Annotated in this window: 22 protein-coding genes and 4 tRNA genes; 19 read left to right on the top strand and 7 right to left on the bottom strand. The window is 41.9% G+C overall.

Annotated elements, in window-relative coordinates:
• Positions 1-7 precede the first annotated feature (7 nt).
• Together C9J47_RS07705 and C9J47_RS27320 are read right to left on the bottom strand one after the other, a co-directional pair.
• Positions 8-1,930 (bottom strand): methyl-accepting chemotaxis protein, encoded by a 1,923-nt coding sequence (locus tag C9J47_RS07705; RefSeq protein ID WP_107252993.1) that lies wholly within the window; start codon positions 1,928-1,930, stop codon positions 8-10.
• A 393-nt stretch (positions 1,931-2,323) separates the two neighbouring features.
• Entirely contained in the window at positions 2,324-2,470 is a 147-nt protein-coding gene (locus C9J47_RS27320; protein ID WP_342749862.1) for a hypothetical protein, read from the bottom strand.
• Between C9J47_RS27320 and C9J47_RS27035 the strand changes: the two genes are divergently transcribed.
• The 4 genes from C9J47_RS27035 to C9J47_RS07680 all read left to right on the top strand — a co-directional run bounded on the left by C9J47_RS27035 (position 2,400) and on the right by C9J47_RS07680 (position 5,147).
• Positions 2,400-2,738, top strand: a complete 339-nt coding sequence (locus C9J47_RS27035) for a hypothetical protein (protein ID WP_170107474.1) — start codon at positions 2,400-2,402, stop codon at positions 2,736-2,738. The two genes, C9J47_RS27320 and C9J47_RS27035, sit on opposite strands and share 71 nt — an antisense overlap.
• Positions 2,739-3,217: 479 nt before the next feature.
• On the top strand, positions 3,218-3,889 hold the full coding sequence (locus tag C9J47_RS07690; protein ID WP_107252991.1) for an MOSC domain-containing protein: 672 nt from the start codon (positions 3,218-3,220) through the stop codon (positions 3,887-3,889).
• 188 nt (positions 3,890-4,077) lie between these two features.
• Entirely contained in the window at positions 4,078-4,731 is a 654-nt protein-coding gene (locus C9J47_RS07685; protein ID WP_245903376.1) for a TPR domain-containing protein, read from the top strand.
• A gap of 209 nt (positions 4,732-4,940) precedes the next feature.
• A complete protein-coding gene (locus tag C9J47_RS07680; RefSeq protein WP_107252989.1) occupies positions 4,941-5,147 on the top strand; it encodes a hypothetical protein in 207 nt (68 codons plus the stop codon).
• A 158-nt stretch (positions 5,148-5,305) separates the two neighbouring features.
• On the opposite strand, the gene nrfA is transcribed toward C9J47_RS07680, so the two are convergent.
• Positions 5,306-6,769: an ammonia-forming nitrite reductase cytochrome c552 subunit gene (nrfA, locus tag C9J47_RS07675; RefSeq protein WP_107252988.1), complete on the bottom strand. Its 1,464-nt coding sequence runs from the start codon at positions 6,767-6,769 to the stop codon at positions 5,306-5,308.
• Between the two features lie 620 nt (positions 6,770-7,389).
• Between nrfA and nrfB the strand changes: the two genes are divergently transcribed.
• From nrfB to C9J47_RS07635, 8 genes are all read left to right on the top strand, one after another.
• Positions 7,390-7,992 (top strand): cytochrome c nitrite reductase pentaheme subunit, encoded by a 603-nt coding sequence (gene nrfB, locus C9J47_RS07670; protein ID WP_011218000.1) that lies wholly within the window; start codon positions 7,390-7,392, stop codon positions 7,990-7,992.
• A gap of 11 nt (positions 7,993-8,003) precedes the next feature.
• Positions 8,004-8,696, top strand: coding sequence for a cytochrome c nitrite reductase Fe-S protein (nrfC, locus tag C9J47_RS07665; protein ID WP_107252987.1), 693 nt, complete (start codon positions 8,004-8,006; stop codon positions 8,694-8,696).
• A complete protein-coding gene (gene nrfD / locus C9J47_RS07660; protein ID WP_107253457.1) occupies positions 8,696-9,652 on the top strand; it encodes a cytochrome c nitrite reductase subunit NrfD in 957 nt (318 codons plus the stop codon). Before nrfC ends, nrfD begins: the two co-directional genes overlap by 1 nt.
• Positions 9,653-9,812: 160 nt before the next feature.
• Positions 9,813-11,861 (top strand): heme lyase NrfEFG subunit NrfE, encoded by a 2,049-nt coding sequence (gene nrfE, locus C9J47_RS07655; protein WP_107252986.1) that lies wholly within the window; start codon positions 9,813-9,815, stop codon positions 11,859-11,861.
• Positions 11,862-11,871: 10 nt separating this feature from the next.
• Positions 11,872-12,399, top strand: coding sequence for a DsbE family thiol:disulfide interchange protein (locus C9J47_RS07650; protein WP_107252985.1), 528 nt, complete (start codon positions 11,872-11,874; stop codon positions 12,397-12,399).
• Positions 12,400-12,401: 2 nt separating this feature from the next.
• A complete protein-coding gene (gene nrfF / locus C9J47_RS07645) occupies positions 12,402-12,920 on the top strand; it encodes a heme lyase NrfEFG subunit NrfF (protein ID WP_107252984.1) in 519 nt (172 codons plus the stop codon).
• A gap of 260 nt (positions 12,921-13,180) precedes the next feature.
• On the top strand, positions 13,181-15,286 hold the full coding sequence (locus C9J47_RS07640) for an alkyl/aryl-sulfatase (RefSeq protein WP_211321706.1): 2,106 nt from the start codon (positions 13,181-13,183) through the stop codon (positions 15,284-15,286).
• Positions 15,287-15,554: 268 nt separating this feature from the next.
• Positions 15,555-16,049, top strand: a complete 495-nt coding sequence (locus tag C9J47_RS07635) for a peptidylprolyl isomerase (RefSeq protein ID WP_041394002.1) — start codon at positions 15,555-15,557, stop codon at positions 16,047-16,049.
• A 152-nt stretch (positions 16,050-16,201) separates the two neighbouring features.
• Here the strand turns inward: C9J47_RS07635 and C9J47_RS07630 are convergent, their stop codons facing one another.
• Together C9J47_RS07630 and C9J47_RS07625 are read right to left on the bottom strand one after the other, a co-directional pair.
• Positions 16,202-16,915: an RT0821/Lpp0805 family surface protein gene (locus C9J47_RS07630; RefSeq protein ID WP_245903374.1), complete on the bottom strand. Its 714-nt coding sequence runs from the start codon at positions 16,913-16,915 to the stop codon at positions 16,202-16,204.
• Positions 16,916-17,082: 167 nt separating this feature from the next.
• Complete coding sequence (locus tag C9J47_RS07625) at positions 17,083-17,283, bottom strand: hypothetical protein (protein ID WP_107252983.1); 201 nt, start codon at positions 17,281-17,283, stop codon at positions 17,083-17,085.
• Positions 17,284-17,681: 398 nt separating this feature from the next.
• Between C9J47_RS07625 and C9J47_RS07620 the strand changes: the two genes are divergently transcribed.
• Together C9J47_RS07620 and C9J47_RS07615 are read left to right on the top strand one after the other, a co-directional pair.
• The gene (locus tag C9J47_RS07620; RefSeq protein WP_211321731.1) at positions 17,682-18,575 is read left to right on the top strand and encodes a sugar kinase; all 894 of its coding nucleotides are present in this window, start codon (positions 17,682-17,684) and stop codon (positions 18,573-18,575) included.
• 366 nt (positions 18,576-18,941) lie between these two features.
• On the top strand, positions 18,942-20,363 hold the full coding sequence (locus C9J47_RS07615; RefSeq protein WP_107252981.1) for an alanine/glycine:cation symporter family protein: 1,422 nt from the start codon (positions 18,942-18,944) through the stop codon (positions 20,361-20,363).
• Between the two features lie 244 nt (positions 20,364-20,607).
• Here the strand turns inward: C9J47_RS07615 and C9J47_RS27445 are convergent, their stop codons facing one another.
• The gene (locus C9J47_RS27445) at positions 20,608-20,730 is read right to left on the bottom strand and encodes a hypothetical protein (RefSeq protein WP_265416154.1); all 123 of its coding nucleotides are present in this window, start codon (positions 20,728-20,730) and stop codon (positions 20,608-20,610) included.
• 647 nt (positions 20,731-21,377) lie between these two features.
• Between C9J47_RS27445 and C9J47_RS07610 the strand changes: the two genes are divergently transcribed.
• The 5 genes from C9J47_RS07610 to C9J47_RS07590 all read left to right on the top strand — a co-directional run bounded on the left by C9J47_RS07610 (position 21,378) and on the right by C9J47_RS07590 (position 22,531).
• Positions 21,378-21,451: transfer RNA gene (locus tag C9J47_RS07610), tRNA-Cys, on the top strand.
• A gap of 20 nt (positions 21,452-21,471) precedes the next feature.
• Positions 21,472-21,547: transfer RNA gene (locus tag C9J47_RS07605), tRNA-Gly, on the top strand.
• A gap of 106 nt (positions 21,548-21,653) precedes the next feature.
• Positions 21,654-21,740 (top strand) — tRNA-Leu (locus C9J47_RS07600).
• Positions 21,741-21,782: 42 nt separating this feature from the next.
• Positions 21,783-21,858, top strand: a tRNA-Gly gene (locus C9J47_RS07595).
• Positions 21,859-22,255: 397 nt separating this feature from the next.
• A complete protein-coding gene (locus C9J47_RS07590; RefSeq protein WP_157134292.1) occupies positions 22,256-22,531 on the top strand; it encodes a hypothetical protein in 276 nt (91 codons plus the stop codon).
• Positions 22,532-22,612: 81 nt separating this feature from the next.
• Here the strand turns inward: C9J47_RS07590 and C9J47_RS07585 are convergent, their stop codons facing one another.
• Complete coding sequence (locus tag C9J47_RS07585; RefSeq protein WP_011218020.1) at positions 22,613-22,774, bottom strand: DUF3012 domain-containing protein; 162 nt, start codon at positions 22,772-22,774, stop codon at positions 22,613-22,615.
• Positions 22,775-22,890 lie beyond the last annotated feature (116 nt).

The following is a 22,890-nucleotide window of genomic DNA, read 5'->3' as shown; positions in this document are numbered from 1 at the left end:
TTATGGGTTAAATCTTAAACTGCCCAATTAGATTCTTTAAACGGCCGGATAATGCATTTAGCTGATGACAGGCTTCTATCGTCTGGCTGGAAGCGTCTGACGTTTGATAGCTTTGTTCGCTGATTTTCTCTATGTTCCGGCCGATATCAGAAACCACGGCATTTTGTTCTTCCGTCGCGGCCGCAACCTGGGTGTTAATATCATTGATGGTGGAAATGGTTTGCTGAATCGCGGCTAAAGAGCTACCTATCTTGCCTGCCAGTTCTAAGCTTAATTTACTGCTGCTTTGCCCTTCATCCATCACATCAACGGCTTCTTTGGTGCCTTGCTGCAGTTGTGTAATCATTTCCTGTATTTCAAGCGTTGATTGGTTTGTTCTGTGTGCCAGTGAACGAACCTCATCTGCGACAACAGCAAATCCCCGGCCATGATCGCCGGCTCGGGCTGCTTCAATCGCAGCGTTCAGCGCGAGCAGATTGATTTGATCTGAAATACCATTGATGACATCGATGATGGCTCCAATTTTGTCGGTTTGATAGGCGAGGTTGGCAATGACCGAAGAGGCTGAATTAACATTGCGAGATAACGCTGACATCGAGTCAATGTTGCTTTGGACAATATCGATGCCGTTCGACACTTCATTGTTGCCTTGCTGAGCCGAGTCCGCAGCGATTGAGGCGTTGCGTGCCATTTCCGAAATGGTGGTGCCCATTTCATTAATCGCCGTTGCGATTTGCGTTGTCTGCTCTTTTTGATCCTCTACAATATTTCCTGCACCTTCAGAGAGCTGTTTGGTGTTTTCAATTGAGGTGACCAACTCTGTACTGACTTGTGAAACTTCTTTTATCGAATCGTGTATTTTTTCGATAAAGCTATTGAAACCTATTGAAAGCTCAGTTATTTCATCATTACCTTTTATTTCTAATCTCTGGTTGAGATCGCCTTCACCTTCACCAATGTCACGCATTAAATGGGCGACATTGCGGATCGGAGTCACGATCTTTGCGGCTAAAAACGCAGCAAGAAGAGTAAATAATACCGCTAGGACGATATTAATGAGGATATTTTTTTCAGTGACGGCGTCAAAGGCGCGGTATAACTCGTTTTCGGAAATTTCAGCAACAATATACAAATCGATAATGGGCAAATAACTTGAAGCAATAAGGTGTGTACCTTGATCGGTATTCAGTTTATCAAGGCTGAACTCTTGCTGATTCAGCAATGTTGATGTCAGAGAAGCGGGTAACTGATTTTTCATGATTCCCGTCTCAGGCTGTATTCTGATTTCGCCCTGTTGTGAGACAAGATACACGCCACCTGTTTCGCCCAACTTGTATTGTCGCAACATGTCGGATAATTGACTGAGGTCAATTGCCATACCGGAAACCGATAGCGGCTCGCCATTTTTAGTGGTCAGATTATTGATAAATAGGCGTTCCTGTCCTTCTTGGCCAGTATCAAAAGTCAGATTGACGGCTTCACCAGTACGAAGTTGGTTATATAACCATGAGTAGGCTGGATCATCGGCTGAAACTGCCCCTCTGAGCCCTTCGCCCGAGCGGTAGTCATGTAAGCCTTTCATTGAAACCAGGAAGGTACCGTTTACATTTTCCATCCTCGCCAGCGAATCTAATTGGCTTAAGACTTCGGCTCGTCTGCTATCGGGTTCGCCATTTATTATCCAGTTCTGAATAAAGACATTGCTGGCTAATTGACTGGCTGCTTGAACCGGAAGGTTAATATCACTTTCTATGGCTTCACGAATGACCGCAAGGGCTGTCGGTAACTGTTGCTCTTCAACTTGCTTGAGCATCAACTGTTTTACCTGATAATTGTTTATCAGTGTTGTTGCTGAAAGTGAGAAGAGTAGCGCAATACAGGTAGCGAATATGATTTTATTTTTTATTGATATGCGATTGAGCTTATTCATTGGTTACTTCTACTTCAGGTAGCAAATAAAGAGAGGGGTATACCAACACCGTTAAATATCTTGTCATTCAGAGCTTCTCTGGGAGGCAAGTTCCAGGATAGTGATTGAAGGAAGGGTAGATCCCTTTTGAAATCGCTAGACACAGAAATTGCTTTCCAGAGAGGCTCCCTTTGGGCGAGTTTAAAATGGTCTTATACTGCGTTGAAAGCTTTTGATTTAGAACCCTAGAACTTCAATCTTTCGCCTAGTCTAAAGCCATTTTAATTCTCTCTGATTGGTAAGATATCTAATGGTGTTGGTATTTTATTTATCCGTTCATTAACAAAAGATCGCATGGATTAAATACTAATTGGTATCCATGGCGTGTCGAGTAAAGGACTGTAGTGAGTCACTTTACACTTGCCGTTTTATTACTAGCACCTTTCCATGCGTAGATGCCGCAAGGAACACCATATCCAAGTTAATTGGAATGCAAGGCTCATGCCCAGAAGGTGCCTTAATTGGCAAACACTTAGCGCCATCGGCTTCAATAATAGAAATTGTGAAAGGGGATGTATTTTTGAGCTGCTCAACAAGGTTTGGTGTGATCCCTGACACTTTGGTTTACAGGCGTAAAAGCAATCCGTTTATTTTGGTGCTCGGGCATAGTGGTAACGAGCTGGCTGAGCGTTATGAAAACAATGCGAAAATCAGTATTGTCGTGAACCCTGATTACCGGCGGGGCATGTTTGGTTCAATTCAGGTCACATCGGCGGCTTATCACGCAGTATGCGAGAGCGCACATCGCAAGTATCAAATTGATTACTGAGATATCACTTTTATCAATTTGATAGCCGTTGTATCAACTCCGTTAATTAACTTACCATTCAGAACACCACGGTGAGTCGAGTACAACACCACAGAAGCTTTTGATGTGTTCAGAGGGTTTTATTGGTTGTACTCCCGTCCCTGTCGGTAACGGCCTACGCCCAGCATTGGCGTTCGAATTTTTTAGGGGACATCAAAAAATGATGCTTGATTAGCCAGCTCTGCGTCCTTCTTGGCGCTTTCCCGCATAGAGTGTAAAGTGTTTGGTGTCGCTAGGGTTGGATTGGATTCAGCGTTAATTTTAAACTGGATCCCCACGCCGCAAAAACCATTAGGTTTATGATTATTGTGCTTTTGTAAGTCTATGTTTATAAAGGTTTTAGCTTCTAGGTAAGGACTCCTGCAGGAGCTTTTTTACTATATGGTGAATACATTGTTGTATGATGTACGCATTAACCCAAAAGGACAGGAAGACGAGCCATGCAACGTAATCATCAATTATTTTTCGGCAAAGTGAAGCAACAATACGACTTTAATACCGCAATTGATAAAACGCCTATTGTCGACGGCGCTTTTCTTACTGTATTGGGTTTTGAAGGGGACGAGTGTGCCGAGCCAAAGCACCATGGTGGTGTTGAAAGGGCGGTACATCATTACCCTGCTGAACATTATGCGTATTGGATGCAGCAGTACCCAGAGCGTGATTGGCAAGCTCCGGGTATGGGCGAGAATATTAGCACCCTTGGAATGACCGAAGATACCGTGTGTATTGGTGATCGTTACCAATGGGGTGAAGCTATTGTTGAAGTGAGCCAACCACGTTCGCCATGCTATAAATTGAATAAAATATGGCAGGTCGACAAGCTATCGGTAGAAATGCAAAACATTAGCAGATGTGGCTGGTTATACCGTGTTATTCAACCTGGTTTCGTGCGCAATGATGATCAGCTGGTGTTAATTCAGCAAGCAGAGAAGCCGCTTACCGTTAAACAGGTATGCAATATGTTTTTCGGTGAACCGCTGAGCCCTGAATACTTGATGGTATTAGAGCAATGCACGGCATTGTCGAACAGCTGGCGTGACAGGGTAACGGAACGTATCGAAACCGGCACGGTAGAGAACTGGAATTTCCGTTTATTAGGTCATGCGTAATCTAGGGCAGCGCTTAGATTTCATAATAGGTATGCTGGTGGTGTTTATAAGTGTTGATCCAGATTAATGGATAAGCTGTTAGAGCGGTTATTCTCTTACTGCTAGGATTGAAAACAGGTAAAATAAACGCATCAATTCATTGGATGATAAGTACTTTTTAAATGAGTGAATTCGGGACAGGATTAGAAATGTTTGCAGTTGTCGTTTTACTTATCGCCGTGAGTTTGATGTTGATTTGGTGGAAGCCGTCGCGATCGTCTGATAAACGCCTGTGGATTCCTGTTGCTATCAGCCTTGTTTTGATTGGTGGTTCTGGCAGTTTATATGCCATGTTAGGTTCGCCGACATACCATGCAGAATCAGCTGTTGATAGTGCGAATGATGAATTTGCGGGTATGACCGCCAATGAAATTAACCAACGACGTATAGAAGAAATTCAAAATACGCTACGCGAAGATAAGCAAAACAGTGAAGCGTGGTATTTACTGGGCAATGCGTATATGTACGTGAGCGAATTCGATAAAGCCGCAATCGCTTTTGGTTATTCTGCGCGATTAGCTGATAGCCCTCAAGCTAATGTTTTTTCAGCGCAAGCCACTGCTGAGTATTATCAAAATGGTCAACAGCTGACAGAGAGCATTCAGCAGTTGCTAGATTACGCCTTGCAGCTAGATAATGACAACCTGCCTGCTTTAATGCTATTAGCATCAGATTTTTTCTTAAATGCCCGCTACCAAAAAGCCATTGATACATGGCAGCAAGCCTTAGACAGTGAACGCTCAGATTTAGATCGCGTCGCGCTTATTTCTGCGATTAATCGCGCTAAAATTTTAGTTCGTTAACCTGTTTATTTTTCAGTGAAACCTGCCTTTTTAACGTAATACGGTGTTCGCTCAATAAAGCTCGCCTTCGGGAGTGCCATTCCTGCACATACTTCCCTTGAATTAAATACGTTGAGGTCACCCTGAATCCTGTATCTTGAGGTGACTTGGGCATATACCGTATACTAAAGCCAATAAATTTTAGTAGAGCTTAATAACACAGCGATTTTATGAAATTAGACTTCTCAGGTTTAAACAAGCAAACACAAAAATCTTTTGGTGATCAACGTGCGATCATTAAACGGGTAATGCAGGGTAAGCAGGTATTGTGCGAAGAGTGTAAGCAAGCGTTATTGTTGGTTACGCCAGAAGCCAGTGAAAAGCCTGGTATTAGCTGCAGAAAAGGCTGTACTAATATTGAGCTAGACTTTGCATAACGCATAAAGGCTATACATAATGCGCAAAGCTCGTGTTCATATAAAGCTGCGTTTATCACATTGAAATCAAACGAAAAAAACCAGCATCGAATGCTGGCTTTTGTTTTACATGTGATAAGCGTTAACGTTTTAGCAGTCTCTCGACTGGTCAGTAACGATTAATATTTCGCTTCACGTGCGTCTGCTTGCTTGTCCCACTCTGGAACGATGGTCTTTAAGAACTCATCTTTCTCAGCATTCATCTTATCCATATCCATACCAAGTGCTTGTTGTGCCTTCACTTTGGTTGAGATATCAGGAATCTGAATTTCTTCAGTAATACCTTTGGTTGCTAATAAGCGAATAACTTTAGCGCGAGCATCACCAGCTTTATCAAGTGCAGTACCTAGAATACGTAATGCAACTTCTGGAGCGTGCATATGCACACCATGAGACGCGATTGCGTAATCCCAACGCCACTGTGCATGACGGATATCCATTAGGATAGGTTCCATCTCTGCTTCAGTTGCGCCTGCATCCCACGCCGCTTTCGCTTCGAAGTGTGCAGCAATGATTTGCTTCTCAGCACGTAACTTCATTTCAAGTACGCTAGCTTTACGTGTTGCTACGACACTTTTAAGTGCTGCTTTCGTTTGCGTATGACACTGGGCACAAGTATCTTCGAAGCGGTCAAATGGGTTACCCACTTTGTGGTCAGTAAATACTGTACCGTCTTCGTTTTGTACTTTAGGCATGTGACAATCAATACACGTCACATTGTTTTTGCCGTGAATACCTTCACGCCATGTTTCATAGCCAGGATGCTGTGCTTTCAGCATTGGTGCTTTTGAAACGCCATGAGTCCAATCTTTAAAGCCAATCTCGTCGTAGTACACTTCCATGTCGTCAACTGATGTGCCTTTATCCCAAGGGAATTTGACCGATTTTTTTGGACCAGTGAAGTAGTATTCAACGTGACATTGACCACAGACTTGTGCTTGTTGATCAAAGCGAGATTGATCTTCAAACTTTTTGCCGATGGCTTCCATTGCGCGTTCTGCATATGGACGAGACAGCTGTAATGCTGGACCACCTTTGGCAAACTCTTCGCTGCCTGTGTTATGACAGTCTGAACAACCAATCGCGTTGTTGATTTCAGCGCCTAAACGAGCCCATTTACCTTCAAAGTAGCCATCTTCACCACGGTCATCAATTACACGTGCAACATCAGGGCTTTTACAGCTCCAACATGCCATAGGCATTGGACCAGATTTGTCATCTGTTGGTCCGCCAGTACGTAATGTTTCACGTACATCGGTAATCGCGTAAAAGTGTCCACGCGCTTTGTTATAGTCTTTAGAAAAGCCATATCCTGCCCATAGAACGACCATATTAGGATCGCTTTCTAAGGCATCTTCTCTTTCTTCGCTATCTTGGGTTGCTTTCCAGCTTTTATATTGCTCAGCGTGAGCTTCAGCAAACTTTTCGTTGCGAGGCTCAAAGCGCATTCCTTCTTGTTGAGTAGTTGTCTGATTTTCATCAGTCACTGCTTGTTCAGAAGTTGCCAGCGCATTAGTCGATAAGCATAACGCTGACAATATAGCTGCCATGGCGGCAGTATTTCGCGTCCATTTCTTACTCACGATGTGTTACTCCAGTTTTCTAATTATTAAATAAGGCCAAGCGTTGTGAATGCGGCTAATTCAAATAATAAAAGATGGAGTTCAGACTAATAGTAGCAAATTATTTAAGGTTGTTAATGGAAATGAATGGATATTTGTTTTGGATCAAAAGTGTTTATTTGTTGGTGGGATCTAACCAGTAAAAAATGCATATATACCCCTTATTGGGTATTTACTTCTTTATGGGTGGTTACTGTTTATCTTTCCCTTTAAATCTTAAAAATCAGCAGGTTGGCGTTGTGTTTCTTGATCTTAATCATTAAAAGGTCATTTCTGATGCTACTTAAGGGGTAATTGTAGGTTGACTCAATTTTTTACATTTAAAAATATTATTTAATAAGTGTGTTAAGCGTTGTGGCTAATAATATCAGATTAATGAGAATGGGTTTCAATTGCAAATGGTTTTTATTTCTTTTTATTGCACTTATTTTCCAGTGTTTATTTCGTAGCAGCAGTGGTCACGAAAAATAATAAAGAAAAACGTTTTGCAGAATTTAATCAAGAGTTTAAACAGAAATTACATTTAAGCACCGATTGTTATTCGTATGTGAGTAGCAATTATGGAGAAGAAAAGGTGAATAATGGGCAATTATAAAGTTGCCATGAATACAATGATTACATTCTTTGTAGCCATGTGTATTTTTGGTTTTTCTATAAACGTTGCCGCAGACTCGAACACACAGGACGCCACAACCGCGACCCCTGCCGTGATTAATCAAGAGTCAGGTCAACATGTTGTCAAATTTATAAGGGACAGGGATTACGCTTGTACACAGTGTCATAAAGATGAAAAAGATGTACTAAAAGGTGCGCATGGTGATGCCATTCATGCGCAAACGGGTCGAGATGTAACGTGTGTTGATTGCCACAGTAATGTGGGTGAGAACCACCGTGATGGTGCAAAAGTAGTGACAAAATTCGCGCCAGCTCAATCGGTTGCCGGTTCAGAGAAACCTGCTGCTGATGTCGCGTGGATTAAACAGCAAAACAATACATGTATAAACTGTCACGAACCAAAAGATTTACGCGAAGTGAACTGGACGCATGATGTGCATGCGCTGGATCTATCGTGTGCTTCTTGCCATACCGTGCACCCAGATACTGATCCGATGAAAGGTATTGATCGAAAGTCGAAGATTAAGATGTGCGTCGACTGCCACTCAGACCAGAAAAAAGAGAAGTAGGAGATGATGGTATGACGTGTTCAAGACGAAATTTTTTAGCGGGTGCTGGTGCGGTGATTTTTACCACCGGAGTTAGCGCTGGTAGCGGTGTACTGGGTCGCCAATCGTTAGTTGCGACCATGGAAGACGGTGTTAAACGCTATGGCATGGTGCATGATGAAACATTGTGTATTGGCTGTACTGCGTGTACTGATGCTTGTCGTGAAGTAAACAAAGTACCTGAAGGTGTTTCTCGACTAGAAATAGTGCGCAGTGAACCTCAGGGAGAATACCCGGATGTGAGCTATCAGTTCACTCGGATTTCTTGTCAGCATTGTGATAATGCACCTTGTGTGCATGTTTGTCCTACAGGGGCTTCTTTCAAAGATCCTGATACTGGCATTGTCGATGTTGATCCTTTCAAATGCGTAGGTTGTGGTTATTGCCTTGCTGCGTGTCCGTATAAGGTTCGTTTCTTTAATCCAGAAACAAAATCTGCAGATAAATGTGATTTTTGTCGTAAGACCAACCTGAAGGAAGGCAAACTGCCAGCCTGTGTTGAATCTTGCCCAACTAAGTCACTGACGTTTGGCGATCTGAATGATCCAAACAGTGAAGTGTCGAAGTTATTAGAGCAAAAAACCGTTTATCGACAAAAGGTGGAATTAGGTACATCACCGAAGTTATATAAAGTGCCTTATGGAAAAGGGGAGATAAAAGGATGATGACTACTTTTGCCGATGCCTTTTATTTTGATTCCTTAGTGTGGGATTGGATTATCGCAATTTATTTGTTTCTAGCAGGCATGTCTGCTGGGGCTGTAATGATTTCGATATACTTGAAACGTAAAGTTATTCAAGGCCATCCAAGCACTAATGGCATCATTAAAGCGACAGCTATTCTTGCGCCATTTGGTATTATTGCTGGTTTAGTAATTCTAATTTTCCACCTGACTAAACCATGGTCATTTTGGAAAATCATGATTTTCTATAACACATCGTCAGTCATGTCGATGGGGGTAATGCTGTTCCAAATTTACATGGTGGTGTTGTTTGCTTGGATAGCCATTATTTTTAAAGATGATTTACTTAAACTGTTGAACGGTCGTTTACCGATTGTTGATAAAGTAATGGGGATCATTAGCAAATATGAAAATAGTATTGAGCTATTCTTAGGCTTCTTAGCGGTAATGTTAGCGGCTTATACTGGCTTCTTATTATCAGCACTAAAAACCTACCCATTGTTGAATAACCCTGTATTGCCAATACTCTTTTTGTTCTCGAGTTTATCGTCGGGAGCAGCTGCTTGTTTGCTATTTGGCATTATTGGTTTCAAAGAATCAGCGCATAGCGCCAGTGTTAAATGGATTCACAAGTTTGAACGTCCGGTTGTGGTGTTCGAATTGTTTGTTCTTTTTGCATTCTTTTCTGGTCTTTACTTCGGTGGTGGACAAAGAGAAGCGGCGGTTATGGCAGCGATTGGCGGAGGCTTTTGGGCATCGTGGTTTTGGTATGGGGTAATAGGGTTAGGCATGTTGGTGCCGTTGGGTTTGAATGCCGTTAGTTCAGACGGTGTTAAACACAATAAAGCCTTTATCATGCTAGTGACTACTCTCAGTCTTATTGGTGTGTTGATGTTACGTACCTTTATTTTATACGCTGGGCAAATGACACTGGTTTAATATTAAGCATTACTAAATCTAAATCGCCACACAATTTGTGGCGATTTTTTTGTTTAAATTCCGTAGTTATTGATCAAATGCAAAGCGGGTAGCAATGTGTTACTAGATGATGGTGAGTGAATACACCTGGTACTTCTATAGCATAAAAAAAGGAAATTTAATGATCCCTGAAGTTGGACATTACGCATTAATACTTGGGTGTGTATTTGCGGTACTAGGCGGAACGATCCCTTTGTATGGCCTTATCAAAAAAGACCCATATCTTATCCGCTATGCGTGGCCGTTAAGCTATGGTGCTTTTTTCGCTATTTCATCTTCTATCGTATTACTTGGCTACAGCTTTGCGGTTGATGATTTTTCGGTTGCGTATATCGCGCATCATTCTAATTCACAGCTTCCTCAAGTGTTTAAAATTGCCGCCGTATGGGGCGGACATGAAGGGTCATTTCTATTTTGGTTATTTTCACTTGCAGGTTGGAGCGCTGCTGTTGCATTTGTCTATCAGTACAAAGCTCCTTCTGGCGTTAATCAACCAGAAAAACAAGTGCAGCATGAAGCTTTTATCGGGCGGGTATTGGTTGTTCTTTCTTTGCTAATTGCCGCATTTAGTTTGTTTACTTTATTTACCTCGAATCCTTTTTTACGTTTATTGCCAATACCGATGGAAGGGCGAGATTTAAACCCAATGTTGCAAGATGTGGGGCTAATTTTTCATCCTCCTATGCTGTATCTTGGTTATGTCGGCTTTGCGGTGAGTTTCGCATTTGCCATTGCTGCGTTAACAACGTCGGGATCATCTGAACTGCCTTGGGCGGGCTGGAGTCGCCCTTGGGCATTAGCGGCGTGGGTGTTTCTAACCGGTGGTATTTCACTGGGTTCTTGGTGGGCATACTATGAACTGGGTTGGGGAGGTTGGTGGTTTTGGGATCCTGTCGAAAATGCCTCTTTAATGCCTTGGTTAACGGGTACCGCTTTACTGCATTCTTTAATAATGACTGAAAAGCGAAATGCGTTAACCAGTTGGACGTTACTGCTATCGATCTTTACCTTCTCGTTAAGTTTACTCGGCACATTTATCGTTCGTTCAGGCGTACTAACTTCTGTGCACGCGTTTGCTGTAGATCCAACCCGTGGTGTTGCATTGCTAAGTATTCTAGGCGTGGTGCTATTGAGTTCTTTGGCGTTGTTTGCTTTAAGGGGCGGTCAATATATTAAACCCGTACGGTTTGGATTCTTATCGCGTGAAGCTGCGTTCTTGGCGGGAAATAGTTTGTTTGCTGTTGCGACGCTTACTATTTTACTTGGCACGTTTTATCCAATGATATTCCAAGCATTTGGGTTAGGAAATATTTCAGTAGGAGCCCCGTATTTTAATAGCTTGTTCGTGCCATTAAGTTTCGTGATTTTTGCTTTCATGGGCTTAGCACCATTGATAAAATGGAAGAATGCGACATCAGATAATTTCATCATGCGTGTTATTGCCCCTTTTTCTGCTTCTGTGGTCATTGGTGTTGCACTCTCGGTGATGTTTGAACGAGGCATTAACCTTGTAGTCTGCGTTGCCTTTATCATGGCATTGTGGGTTACGCTAACGTCCTTACAGGCGCTTTATTTCGATCAAAAGTCGCGTAAAAATTGGCGGTTTGATAGTCAGTTTTGCCGCCAGTTCGCGATGGTGACCGCGCATATTGGTGTGGCTGTTGCGCTTGTGGGGGCAACGTTAGTCAGTTATTACGTTGAAGAAACCAATAATAGAATGGGGCCGGGTAGCCAATTAGTTCTGGGTGATTACCAGTTTGATTACCAAGAAACGGAATTATTAATTGGCCCTAATTACACGGCTGAACAAGCCAATATTGCAGTAACACGGATTAATGGTGTTGAGAATGATGCTGAAAATATAGGTTTTATTAAGCCACAGCGTCGGCATTACACGGTGCGAACAATGAACATGAGTGAGCCAGGTATTCATTGGTTTTGGAAAGGTGATATTTATATAACGCTGGGTGACAAAATCAATAAGACAGATTACGCCGTGCGTATTCAATATAAGCCTTATGTTCGTTGGTTATGGATCGGTAGTTTGTTGATGATGTTGGGTGGTGCTATGGCTGTGCTTGCGCGTATTAGAATCATGGTAATGACTAAGAAGCAGCAGCGTCAATGCCAAGAGGCAAAACTTACATCAACAATTATCATGTGGAAGTAGAGCTACTGTGATGAAAAAGACACGATTTATTCCATTGGTACTTGCTTCATTGGCTGGCATCTTGTTAGTGATAGGAATGAACAGTAAATCTGTTCCTACGGTGTCTCCTTTAGCGGATCGCCCTGTACCTGATTTTGCTCTGCCTAGTTTGCAACAAGAGTTGGGCAGCATTACTCAAGCCAGCTTGAAAGGGGGTGTACAACTGCTGAATGTTTGGGCGTCGTGGTGCAGTATTTGTAAGTCTGAGCATGCCTATTTACAGCAATTAGCAACAGAGCAGTCTTTAAGCATTATTGGATTAAATTATCGTGATGAACGTAAAGCGGCATTAAATGAATTAGCCCAAACAGGCAACCCTTATAAGAAAGTGATTTATGATCCTAAAGGATCGTTAGCATTAGACCTTGGGGTGTACGGCACACCAGAAACATACCTGATTGATGAAAATGGTATTATTCGACACCGCTATGTAGGGGCATTAACCCCGACTATTTGGGATCAGCAATTTGCACCGCTAGTGGCTCAATTAAAGGAATGAGTATGATACGTCTTTATTTGAAGCCGTTGCATTTAAAGGAGCCACATTTGAATCAGTCTAAAGCGCCTTATTTAGCTTTGATCTTTGGTTTTATAATCGTGATATTAAGCGTGTTATCACCTGTTCAAGCTAGCGGGGAACAAATTTTTATTGCTGCTGATAGCGAGTTAGTCGAGTCGGTTGAAACCTTTCAATTTCGTTCGCCGCTTGAACATAAAAGAGCATTAAAATTAGCCAAAACCTTGCGCTGCCCACAGTGTCAGAATCAAAACCTGATTGAATCAAACTCGCCAGTCGCCAAAGATTTACGCTTAAAAGTGTATCAAATGATCAATGCTGGCAGCACCGATCAAGAAGTCATTGAATTTATGACAAGCCGCTTTGGTGATTTTGTTTTGTATCAACCCAAGTTCACTCCTCAAACGTATGTGTTATGGCTTGCGCCTTTTTTTATCTTACTTTTATTTGGCCTATTAGGTATCCGATCTATTCGCTCGAATAGACGAGAAGACAAAGCTTAAAGATATATACGCAGTTGCCACTTTAAATTGTGCATCTAGACGAAATTTGGGTATATACCTATTTATCATTCCCCCGCTTGTATGAAAATTGAGCCGTTCATATTTGTATACACCACGGTTCTTTGCCTACACTGATTTCGTTAGATCATTGATATTGATTCAAAACGAAAGAGCATGCGGTGTATTGTCTGTTTGGTGTGTAGTATTCACAATGCATTAGTTATCCGTATGGTTATTCCTCGAATAAACAGGATAGTTAAATGAAAAATAAAGGAATTTTAGCTTTTACAATAAGTGTTAGCCTTATTGCTGCTTCTGCGGGAAATGTTTTTGCTAGCGGTGGTGGAGCTGTTCTTTCGGATCCTGGAGCCGCAGAAGGGAAGCATTTTGATCCCAAAGGAAAATTACCATCCAGCTTTACTATCGAAATACAGCAAGCCCTTCGTAAATCTCTTCCATTATCGGATACCCGCGATTTTGATGAAGCCAAAAAAGGTTTTATCGCAGCCCCAGATTACAAACAAATTCAAGCAGAAGCTGGCAACGTAGCATGGGACATGGCCAGCTACGAATGGCTACTTCAAGATAAAGAATTCGACAGTATCCACCCTTCATTACAACGCCAAGCCGTATTAAATATGGCTTATGGTTTATATGAAGTAGTACCAGATAAAATTTATCAGGTACGCGGCTTTGATTTAGCTAATATCAGTTTTATTAAAGGTGATACTGGCTGGATTATTTTCGATCCACTTACCGCGAAAGAAACCGCCGCAGCAGCGCTTAAGTTTGTTAATGAACAATTAGGGGAACGACCTGTAGTCGCCGTTGTTTATTCCCATTCACATGCCGATCACTTTGGTGGTGCGCGCGGGGTGGTTACTGACGAAGAGATTAAAGCCGGCAAAGTGCAGATTATTGCCCCAGAAGGCTTTATGGAGCATGCAGTATCAGAGAACGTCTACGCTGGTAACGCAATGAACCGCCGAATGTTCTTTCAATATGGTGTGTTATTACCGCGTAGCCCTTTTGGCCATGTTGATCAGTCCATCGGTAAAAATACGGCAGCAGGTACAACTGGGTTAGTACCCCCTACGGCTTACATCAAAAATGACATCGAAGAGATGACTGTCGATGGCGTGAGAATGATTTTTCAAAATACCCCAGGTACAGAAGCACCCGCTGAAATGAATACCTACTTCCCTGATTTAAAAACATTTTGGGCAGCAGAGAATATTACCGGTACTGTTCACAATATTTATACTCTTCGTGGGGCATTGATTCGAGATGCACTGGAATGGTCTAAACAAATCAATATTGCGCTGTATAAATTTGGTCAAGAGGCTGAAGTCATGTTTGCCTCACACAGCTGGCCGCGTTGGGGTAATGAACGTATTCAAGAAATTATGCGTTCTCAACGCGATATATACGCAAACTTAAATAATGAAGTGCTTCACCTTGCTAACCAAGGTGTCACCATTAATGAAATACATAATCAATATAAGCCACCGAAAAGCTTGCAAGAACAATGGTCGGCACACAGTTACCATGGCTCTGAACAACATAATAGCCGTGCGGTTGTTAACCGTTATTTAGGCTATTGGGATGGTAACCCAGCCACTTTGATCCCTTTGTCACCGCGTGAGACAGGTCCGCTATATATCGAAATGATGGGCGGAGCTGATAAGATCCTTAAGAAAGGGCAAGAATTATATGACAAAGGTGAATACCTTCAAGCATCTGAAATTCTAAATAAATTGGTTTACGGTGAGCCTAAAAACCAAAAAGGTAAGGATTTATTAGCCGATGTCTTTGAGCAAATAGGGTATCAGCAAGAAAGCCCAAGTGTACGAAATAGCTTCTTGGCCGCTGCTTTTGAATTACGCTCGGGGATTCCAACAGGTGCCTCGCCGAAAACATCGGGACCTGATGTTATTCGTGCTATGTCGACAAGCTTATGGCTCGACTTCTTGGCTATTCGTTTAGACAGTGAAAAAGCGGATGGTATACATTTCATCATCAATTTAGTCACGCCCGATAACGATGAAAAGTATGCGGTAGAATTAAACAACTCTACGCTAACGAATATCAAAGGCTACCTTGCTGATAAGCCAGATCTAACACTAACGATTAATCGTTCAGATTTAGAACAAGTCATGATGGGTGCTATAAGCATGGATGAGCAAATTGATGCAGGTAAAGCGAAGCTAGAGGGAGATCGTAAGCCGATTGACCAGCTCAAAACAATGCTGACTCAGTTTACGCCTGACTTTGAGTTAATGCCGGGAACGAAAAAAGGTGAAAGCGAGAAAGTAGAACGTAATGCATTTGAGCAAGAACCATTAGCTGTAACTGATGGGGGCTAATGCTAGCTGCTAAATGACTATTTGTTAAATGATTTTCTGATACTTTTAGTAGGGGAGGCGTTATATGTTTTTAATTAGAAAGAGAAGCACTAACGTCTTCCTTTATTCTTGACCTGCCTATAAGTGTCGGCTTTATCATCGCACCTCAGTTCATCAATTGAAGCGTAACGTTAAAGTAAACGCATTGACTCTAATTCGGCACTACAGTTGCAGACTGTGATTGCGTATACTGATAAAACTGAATTTATACCAACATAGTGCAGCAAGTATGATTATTTTTACCACTAATTTCGGCGATATTGAGATTGAACTCGATATGAAGCAAACACCTGTCAGTTCAAGAAACTTTTTAAAATATTGCCAAGATGGTTTTTATGACGGCACTATTTTCCACCGAGTTATAAAAGGTTTCATGATCCAAGGTGGTGGTTTTACTGTCGACATGCAAGAGAAGCCGACACGTGATGCTATTGTGAATGAAGCGAATCGTGGACTTAAAAATGTTGTTGGTAGCCTAGCAATGGCACGAACAGATGCTCCGCATTCGGCGACTGGGCAGTTTTTTATTAACCTAGACGATAACGATTTTCTTGATTATACAGCCACGTCCAATGCGGGATGGGGCTATGCGGTATTTGGAAAGGTTAGCGCAGGTATGGATGTTGTTAATGCGATAGCGAAAGCGAAAACAACCTCTAAATACGGTCATGATGATGTACCGTGTGAAGCAATCATTATTGAAAAAGTAACGATTACAGAATAACGTTGCTGTGCCTAACGTATAAATAAACCCATTAGCTACAGCTGGTGGTCAATGTTAGCCATTAATTAAAATATTAAAGGGGTATTATCTAAATAATGCCTCCTTTTTTAATGCGTATAGAGCGAATAATAACGTTACTAAGATAGCGGAGGTTAACTACCCGTCGATACGATTTCCCACGACCCATCTTGATTTTGACAAGCCGTACCGTAAGCATTTTCATTTTTCCCACCAACGGTGATTTTTTGCTGGAACTCCCGACAATAACGACCACTGGTTGTTGTTCCTTCACGTGTTGCCGTTACCGAACCTGATGCGTCGCCATCACTCCAGTTTATTTGTTCGTTAATAGGGGCTGTTGTGGCTTTGACCTGCGCGGCTTCGTGTTCTCTTTCTTGTTGTTCATTGAGGTTATCGAGCAGTTTTAAGGTTATTGCGGTGAATGCTAACCATTTCCAAGCATCGTTATCATTATAGTAATTACCGTAACCATAATAGACATTACCATGCGGGCGAACGACAACAACATTGCGATAAGTACGATGTCGGTTAGAGGGAACAACAACAGTGTTATGCCGATTATTATTGATGACGACATTGTTATTCTTATTAATATTTACGTCTTTATTTTTAATCTTTATATCATTGTTTTTAATGTTATTTTGTATGTTCTTATTTACCCGTACTGAATCTTGTCTATGAAGAGGGCGACTCTTGTCATGTGATTTATATGCTCCTTTTTTATCGGCAAATCGTCCTTCATTTGCGAACGCTGTTTGAGGCATAAAGGTAATAGAGACAATAGAACTTAAGATGATGGAACGTAACGAATTGCGCTTAACCAATTGAAATATAGTTATTTTCATTGCTTTTCATCCTCACGTTAAATCTTAATTTTTAAGTATAGTGAAGTGTTTGAATTTTATTTGAATTAGACGATAGATTAGAGGGTGAACGATTCTTTGAAGGTGCTCTGAGCGAGGTATAAACGCTCAGAGGTAGAGTATAGAAACTGAGTGAGGCTATAAATATTCTATGCCAATACGTAAGTAATCAATCCTAAAAATGTTAAGCAAGCACCACCGAAAAAACCAAATTCGATACGCTTTTCTACAACGCATTTAACGTGTTCTTTTTTCACCGTAAGCATCATGAATAAACAGCCGCCTGCCAGTGCAAAAAGCAGTACGCCGATGCTGAATAATCCGGCTTGCAAAAAATCGATAAGTTCCATGGATATTTTTCCTTTCTGGCAATTTACTAATGCGTACCTGATTGTTAACCCTATATTTTTTATGGGCTTTGTGGCACGTCTATTATGTTGAGTGGCATCGATAATACACATTAAATAGTAAGGTGCAACGGTAGAGCGGTGGGATGGGATCTGGAGGGGCATTCGCTATCATGTTTAATGCAGATTGGACCACATTCTAGATGCGGAACGTCAAGCCATGGAACAAGATGCTGTAGAAACAGTATCGGCAAAGCCTGTAATGGCAAAATAATCGACTAAAACTAGATGAAATGCGGGTCTTTGTGATGAGCCGAGATCCGCAATATAAATTACTCTTTTAGTACCACTCAAATAAAAATAAAGGTAATAGTGTGAGAATTGCATTTTTTGGCGAATGTATGGTTGAGTTAAGTGGCCAGCCTCTGCAGCGTACCTTTGGTGGTGATACCTTAAATACAGCACTTTATCTTTCAAGATTGGGTGTTTCTCGCCATCATTCTGTTAGCTATGCGACAGCCTTAGGCGTTGATAAAATTAGTCAGGATATGTTGGCATCTTGGCAAGAAGAAAACATAGGAACGGATTTAGTTCGTAAAATTGAGGATAAGCTACCTGGCTTGTATTTGGTTGAAACGGAACCAAACGGTGAACGTCACTTTCATTATTGGCGTAATGACAGTGCTGCAAAGTTTTATTTCTCAGAGCAATTGTCGCCATTAGAGCAGGCGATTGACTCGCATCAATTTGATGCACTTTATATCAGTGGTATTAGCCTGGCGATTTTGGCTGAAGATGCCAAAGCGGTATTAATTACCTTGTTAGAAAAACACAAAGCGGCTGGGGGTAAAGTGTTGTTCGACAATAATTACCGCCCACAGTTGTGGACAGAAAAACAAGCTCAATACTGGTATGCGCAAGTACTCCCTTTTGTCGATATCGCATTAATTACTGAAGACGACGATCAGCGAGTATGGGGTAAAACCAATATTGTTGAGCGTTGTAAGCAATATGGTTGTAATGAAGTCGTTATAAAGCGCGGCTGTGAGCCTTGTAAAATTGTCACCAATTTACAATCAGACGTAACAGAAACAAGTTACGTGGCAGCGAATAGGGTTGAGAATGTTGCTGATACCTGTGCCGCAGGTGATTCCTTTGCAGCAGGGTACTTAGCAGCGCGACTCAATGGTGAATCAGCGTCGTCATCAGCAGTACTTGGTCATCGCTTGGCCTCGACAGTTATTCAATACTCAGGAGCGATTATTCCGCTCGACGCAATGAAAGATATTTTGTGAAGAACAGAAGTTAATGTCTCAGTAACTTATTGATAGCTAATTAATTTCGAGGAGATTCCTCAGGTTTTGGTATAGATGTTATTCCAATCGGATAGAAAATACCTTTAGTTACACAAGCGCTTTTGGCATTGAAATAACCCAAGCGTCTCAGAGATTTCCGACTAAAGATGTTGTGACCGACTATACTCTTCTCAACTATCTTTCAGGGTCGGTAGTACATAACAGAAGTTTTGACGAGTCAGTCACCAAACTTAATCATTCCGTAAAGTGAGGAACGAACTTGTACGGTATCAAGGCGTACACGGCTATAGCTGGATCCCGGATATCTCGTTCCTCTATTCCGGGCTGATATGTTTAGGAGTCGAGATGGAATTGTTAGAAAGCCTTTTTGGTGTAATTGGAGATCTCACTTGGGGGTGGGCACTTATACCATTCCTGGTCGTATTGGGCCTATTCTTTACTTTCGTTACCGGATTTGTTCAATTTACTTTCTTTGGACGTATGTTCAGTGTTTTATTAAACAAAAACCAAACAGCCGACAGAAATGCAATTTCTGGTCGTGAAGCACTTTTATTATCTGTTGGTGGTCGTGTTGGTGGCGGTAACATTGCAGGTGTCGCTGTTGCAATTTCTCTTGGCGGCCCTGGTGCTGTATTTTGGATGTGGGCAATTGCGCTGGTTGGTATGGCAACAAGCCTAGTGGAATGTTCACTTGCTCAGCTTTATAAGCGAAAAGAAGGTGATGCATTTCGTGGAGGTGCTGCACGTTCGATAATTCATGGTCTTGGTGAAGACTATCGGTGGCTTGCTTACTTATATGCTGTTTGTTTGATTGCTTCCTTTGCGATTGGTTTTAATGCCTTTCAAGGTAATACCGTTGCAGGGGCTGCGCAGGATAGCCTGGGTATTGACCGCATGTGGACTGGTGGCCTGTTAGCTATTATTACTGGTTTCATTATTTACGGTGGTATTAAACGTATCGCTAAAACTGCGGATGTTATCGTACCTATTATGGCTATCGGGTATGTCGCAATGGCGCTTCTAGTTATCCTAATCAATATCACTGAGATCCCTGCGGTCATTGGTAGTATTGTATCTAACGCATTTGGTTGGGAGGAAGCTGTTGGTGGCGGTATGGGGACTGCGATGGCACAAGGTTTGCGCCGTGGCCTGTTCTCAAACGAAGCTGGCCTGGGTTCGGCGCCTAATGTCGCCGCTACGGCCGATGTCGCTCACCCAATCAGCCAGGGCATCACACAGTCTTTATCGGTCTTTATTGATACAATCCTAATATGTAGCTGTACGGCATTTGTTATCTTGCTGGGTGACGTTTATGTTCCTGGCGCAGAAGGCATTGATGGTGTCGTTTTGACTCAGCAGTCACTGGTTTCACACATAGGGGCTTGGTCTCAGTACTTTCTGACTGGGGCGATTTTGCTCTTTTCTATTAGTTCTATCATCTACAACTACTACCTGGGGGAAAACGCCCTCACATTCATGTCACAGAACAAACTGTCTGTACACATTCTTCGTTTTGTTGTGATCGGGATTATCTTTATGGGCGCAGTTGCTCCAGGAGCAACGTCAGTGTTTTTCTTCTCAGATCCGATGATGGGCATCCTTGCTATCGTTAACTTGTTAGCACTTATAATGCTGTTTCCTACGCTCATCCGTATTTTGAAAGACTATAAGAAGCAACTTAAAGCAGGTATCGAACACCCACAGTTCGACCCCAAAGATTTCCCTGATCTAGATATTGACCTCAAAGCGTGGAAACCAAAAAAATAAGATTAACTGAAGAAAGAGGACGATCATCACAACAACCTCATTAATCACTATAAAAAAGCGAGTGCCGTATTTGCAGTACTCGCTTTCTCCGACGATATTATTCAGATACTTGATTGAAAGGATTTCAATTAGACTCAGCATGTCCCCGTTATTCCAAAGCCCAACATAGATATGATGCAATGCCAACGCGTTGGAATGGCTGCCAACAGGTAGCCTTTTGGATCTCTGGTATAGCAAGGTATTATTAGACAATTCGTTCAATTGATTGTGACATAGCAAATAGTAATTTTTCTTTTAAAGCTTTTTGTTTTTTAAATTGTTTTTCTTCTTTACTCATTACACCGCAAATCTTTCTTAAAAACATCATACTAAGAACCTTTCGTATGTGGCCATTCATTGCCACCGGGGAGTTTTAAGCAAAACCCATGCCATATTTATCATAAAGCCCCGGTAACCTGATCATCCTTGCTGGTTAAAACTACTCATGCCTAGTTGTAAGCGATTTTTTCTGCGCAATATTATGATCAGCTACTTACCTAGAATGGTATAAGGCATATGTATGCCTCTTAAAGTGATAGTGTTTGGCGTCATTGTGTTTGTAAGGTATGTGTTAAACAGCTAACCGGAATGAAAGGTTGGCTATGATAACTGAACTCAGTGCTAATGGAATAAAGGAGCATTATCTGAGCGATTCAACAAAGCCGAAAGGCTAAAAGCTATTTTCAAACAATTACTTGTAAATAAGAGATTAAGGTTTTCGATTTTTGTATGTGTTTAGGTTTATTAAAAAAGAACCGTGTGTGAACTAGCGACTGCTTGATTAATAGGCGGTTCATTGTTATTTATTGCGTTTTGGATATAAAGTAAGCAAACGATCAAAATAATATGATTTTGATGTTGACTCATACTGAGCAATCCGTAAAATGCAGCCCATACCGCAACGGGGCAACCCATTAACGGTTAGCGATTGAAAGATTGCTTAATTCTTTAAGATGTTTTGGCATTAAAGAATATGGCGCGTTGGCAGAGTGGCTATGCAGCGGATTGCAAATCCGTGTACCTCGGTTCGACTCCGGGACGCGCCTCCATTATTCCTTGAGAATAATATGCGACACTAGCTCAGCTGGTAGAGCGCAACCTTGCCAAGGTTGAGGTCACGAGTTCGAGCCTCGTGTGTCGCTCCAAATTTTGTACTAACGGTCACGTTACATTGGCAGACCGTTATAAGATGGTGTCTAACCGCTTTTTATAAAGCACATTGGTTAGGAGCATCGCAATAAAGAATTGCGTGCCCTGGTGGTGGAATTGGTAGACACAAGGGATTTAAAATCCCTCGGCGTTCGCGCTGTGCCGGTTCAAGTCCGGCCCGGGGCACCATCTATTAAAGTCTGATATTCTCTGAAAAGAGGATTTCAGCATGCGACACTAGCTCAGCTGGTAGAGCGCAACCTTGCCAAGGTTGAGGTCACGAGTTCGAGCCTCGTGTGTCGCTCCAAATTGAAAAGCCCAATCAGAAATGATTGGGCTTTTTGACGTTTGTAGCATATAAAAAAGAGTCTCAACGCGTTATCTCAACAATCATTAGCTCAGCAGGTCGATCGCAACCTTGCCAAGGTTGAGGTCACGCCTAAGCCTTGAAGATCGGGAGCCTCGTGTGTCGCTCCAAATTGAAAAGCCCTCTTTATTACTCTCTAATTACTTTCTTGAACTGAATCGTTCTATACGAGTCTATTGTCATATATCTTAGTTATCTCATACTGGGGGGCGATTAAGGTAACTTGGGTATTACTTACTACTGGGAAGAATGAGCTTTGAACTATAAAAGAATAATCAATATTGTTGTAGTAAGCATACTATTAGCAGGGTGTAGCTCGTCGAAGCAAAACGACTTAATGGCAATGAATCGTCTTGCTAAACAGCATGCTCAAACGATTAATGACGCTAAGCATGTTGCTATGAAAGAGGGCGTTGAAATAGTAGAAGCTTATGCTATTGGTCCAACCGTTGTTGTTACCTTGCAGGGGAACGATCTTGATGGATTAAAGAGCTGGATTCGACCAACATTTTGCCAGCAGCCTAAAATAAAGCCACTTCTAGAACAAGGGCTGCAGTATGTATTTAGAGATCAAAATGGTGAAGAATATCTTGTTGATAAAACGAGTTGCTAAGGAGTTGCGTTAGTAATGCCTGAGGATCATAAACGAGGAAAGTAAAGATTCACTTTCCTCGTTTTACGAATTTGAAGGCGATTATTTCATGAAGCAGCTTTTTGCATACTCAGTCGCTTCGTTTGCCGTCCAGTCACCTTTTGGCTTGTCTTTCATTTCTTTACACCAATCTTCGCTGCCAACTTCCGGTGCACAAGCAGATAACACAAAAACCGCTGTCATTAGTACAAGAAATTTTTTCATCGCTTTTCCTTCAATTCATTAGTAGAAACTTACCTGTATACCCAAGTTACCTCAAGGTACTCGTTGAGAACACTCTGAATCCTGCACCTTGAGGTGACTTGGGTATGAGCGTCTCA

The sequence above is a fragment of the Photobacterium indicum genome, from assembly GCF_003026215.1.
Classification (GTDB): Bacteria; Pseudomonadota; Gammaproteobacteria; order Enterobacterales; family Vibrionaceae; genus Photobacterium; species Photobacterium indicum.
Note: the sequence above shows the minus strand (reverse complement) of the source record. Positions and strands in the feature narration are given on the sequence as shown.

What these genes read in the sequence shown, in the direction of transcription:
- C9J47_RS07705 (WP_107252993.1), bottom strand. Translation starts at nt 1,930, where the DNA reads ATGAATAAGCTCAATCGCATATCAATAAAAAATAAAATCATATTCGCT.
- C9J47_RS27035 (WP_170107474.1), top strand. Translation starts at nt 2,400, where the DNA reads ATGCAAGGCTCATGCCCAGAAGGTGCCTTAATTGGCAAACACTTAGCG.
- C9J47_RS07690 (WP_107252991.1), top strand. Translation starts at nt 3,218, where the DNA reads ATGCAACGTAATCATCAATTATTTTTCGGCAAAGTGAAGCAACAATAC.
- C9J47_RS07685 (WP_245903376.1), top strand. Translation starts at nt 4,078, where the DNA reads ATGTTTGCAGTTGTCGTTTTACTTATCGCCGTGAGTTTGATGTTGATT.
- C9J47_RS07680 (WP_107252989.1), top strand. Translation starts at nt 4,941, where the DNA reads ATGAAATTAGACTTCTCAGGTTTAAACAAGCAAACACAAAAATCTTTT.
- nrfB (WP_011218000.1), top strand. Translation starts at nt 7,390, where the DNA reads ATGGGCAATTATAAAGTTGCCATGAATACAATGATTACATTCTTTGTA.
- nrfC (WP_107252987.1), top strand. Translation starts at nt 8,004, where the DNA reads ATGACGTGTTCAAGACGAAATTTTTTAGCGGGTGCTGGTGCGGTGATT.
- nrfD (WP_107253457.1), top strand. Translation starts at nt 8,696, where the DNA reads ATGACTACTTTTGCCGATGCCTTTTATTTTGATTCCTTAGTGTGGGAT.
- nrfE (WP_107252986.1), top strand. Translation starts at nt 9,813, where the DNA reads ATGATCCCTGAAGTTGGACATTACGCATTAATACTTGGGTGTGTATTT.
- C9J47_RS07650 (WP_107252985.1), top strand. Translation starts at nt 11,872, where the DNA reads ATGAAAAAGACACGATTTATTCCATTGGTACTTGCTTCATTGGCTGGC.
- nrfF (WP_107252984.1), top strand. Translation starts at nt 12,402, where the DNA reads ATGATACGTCTTTATTTGAAGCCGTTGCATTTAAAGGAGCCACATTTG.
- C9J47_RS07640 (WP_211321706.1), top strand. Translation starts at nt 13,181, where the DNA reads ATGAAAAATAAAGGAATTTTAGCTTTTACAATAAGTGTTAGCCTTATT.
- C9J47_RS07635 (WP_041394002.1), top strand. Translation starts at nt 15,555, where the DNA reads ATGATTATTTTTACCACTAATTTCGGCGATATTGAGATTGAACTCGAT.
- C9J47_RS07630 (WP_245903374.1), bottom strand. Translation starts at nt 16,915, where the DNA reads ATGAAAATAACTATATTTCAATTGGTTAAGCGCAATTCGTTACGTTCC.
- C9J47_RS07625 (WP_107252983.1), bottom strand. Translation starts at nt 17,283, where the DNA reads ATGGAACTTATCGATTTTTTGCAAGCCGGATTATTCAGCATCGGCGTA.
- C9J47_RS07620 (WP_211321731.1), top strand. Translation starts at nt 17,682, where the DNA reads ATGGTTGAGTTAAGTGGCCAGCCTCTGCAGCGTACCTTTGGTGGTGAT.
- C9J47_RS07615 (WP_107252981.1), top strand. Translation starts at nt 18,942, where the DNA reads ATGGAATTGTTAGAAAGCCTTTTTGGTGTAATTGGAGATCTCACTTGG.
- C9J47_RS27445 (WP_265416154.1), bottom strand. Translation starts at nt 20,730, where the DNA reads ATGATGTTTTTAAGAAAGATTTGCGGTGTAATGAGTAAAGAAGAAAAA.
- C9J47_RS07590 (WP_157134292.1), top strand. Translation starts at nt 22,256, where the DNA reads ATGGCAATGAATCGTCTTGCTAAACAGCATGCTCAAACGATTAATGAC.
- C9J47_RS07585 (WP_011218020.1), bottom strand. Translation starts at nt 22,774, where the DNA reads ATGAAAAAATTTCTTGTACTAATGACAGCGGTTTTTGTGTTATCTGCT.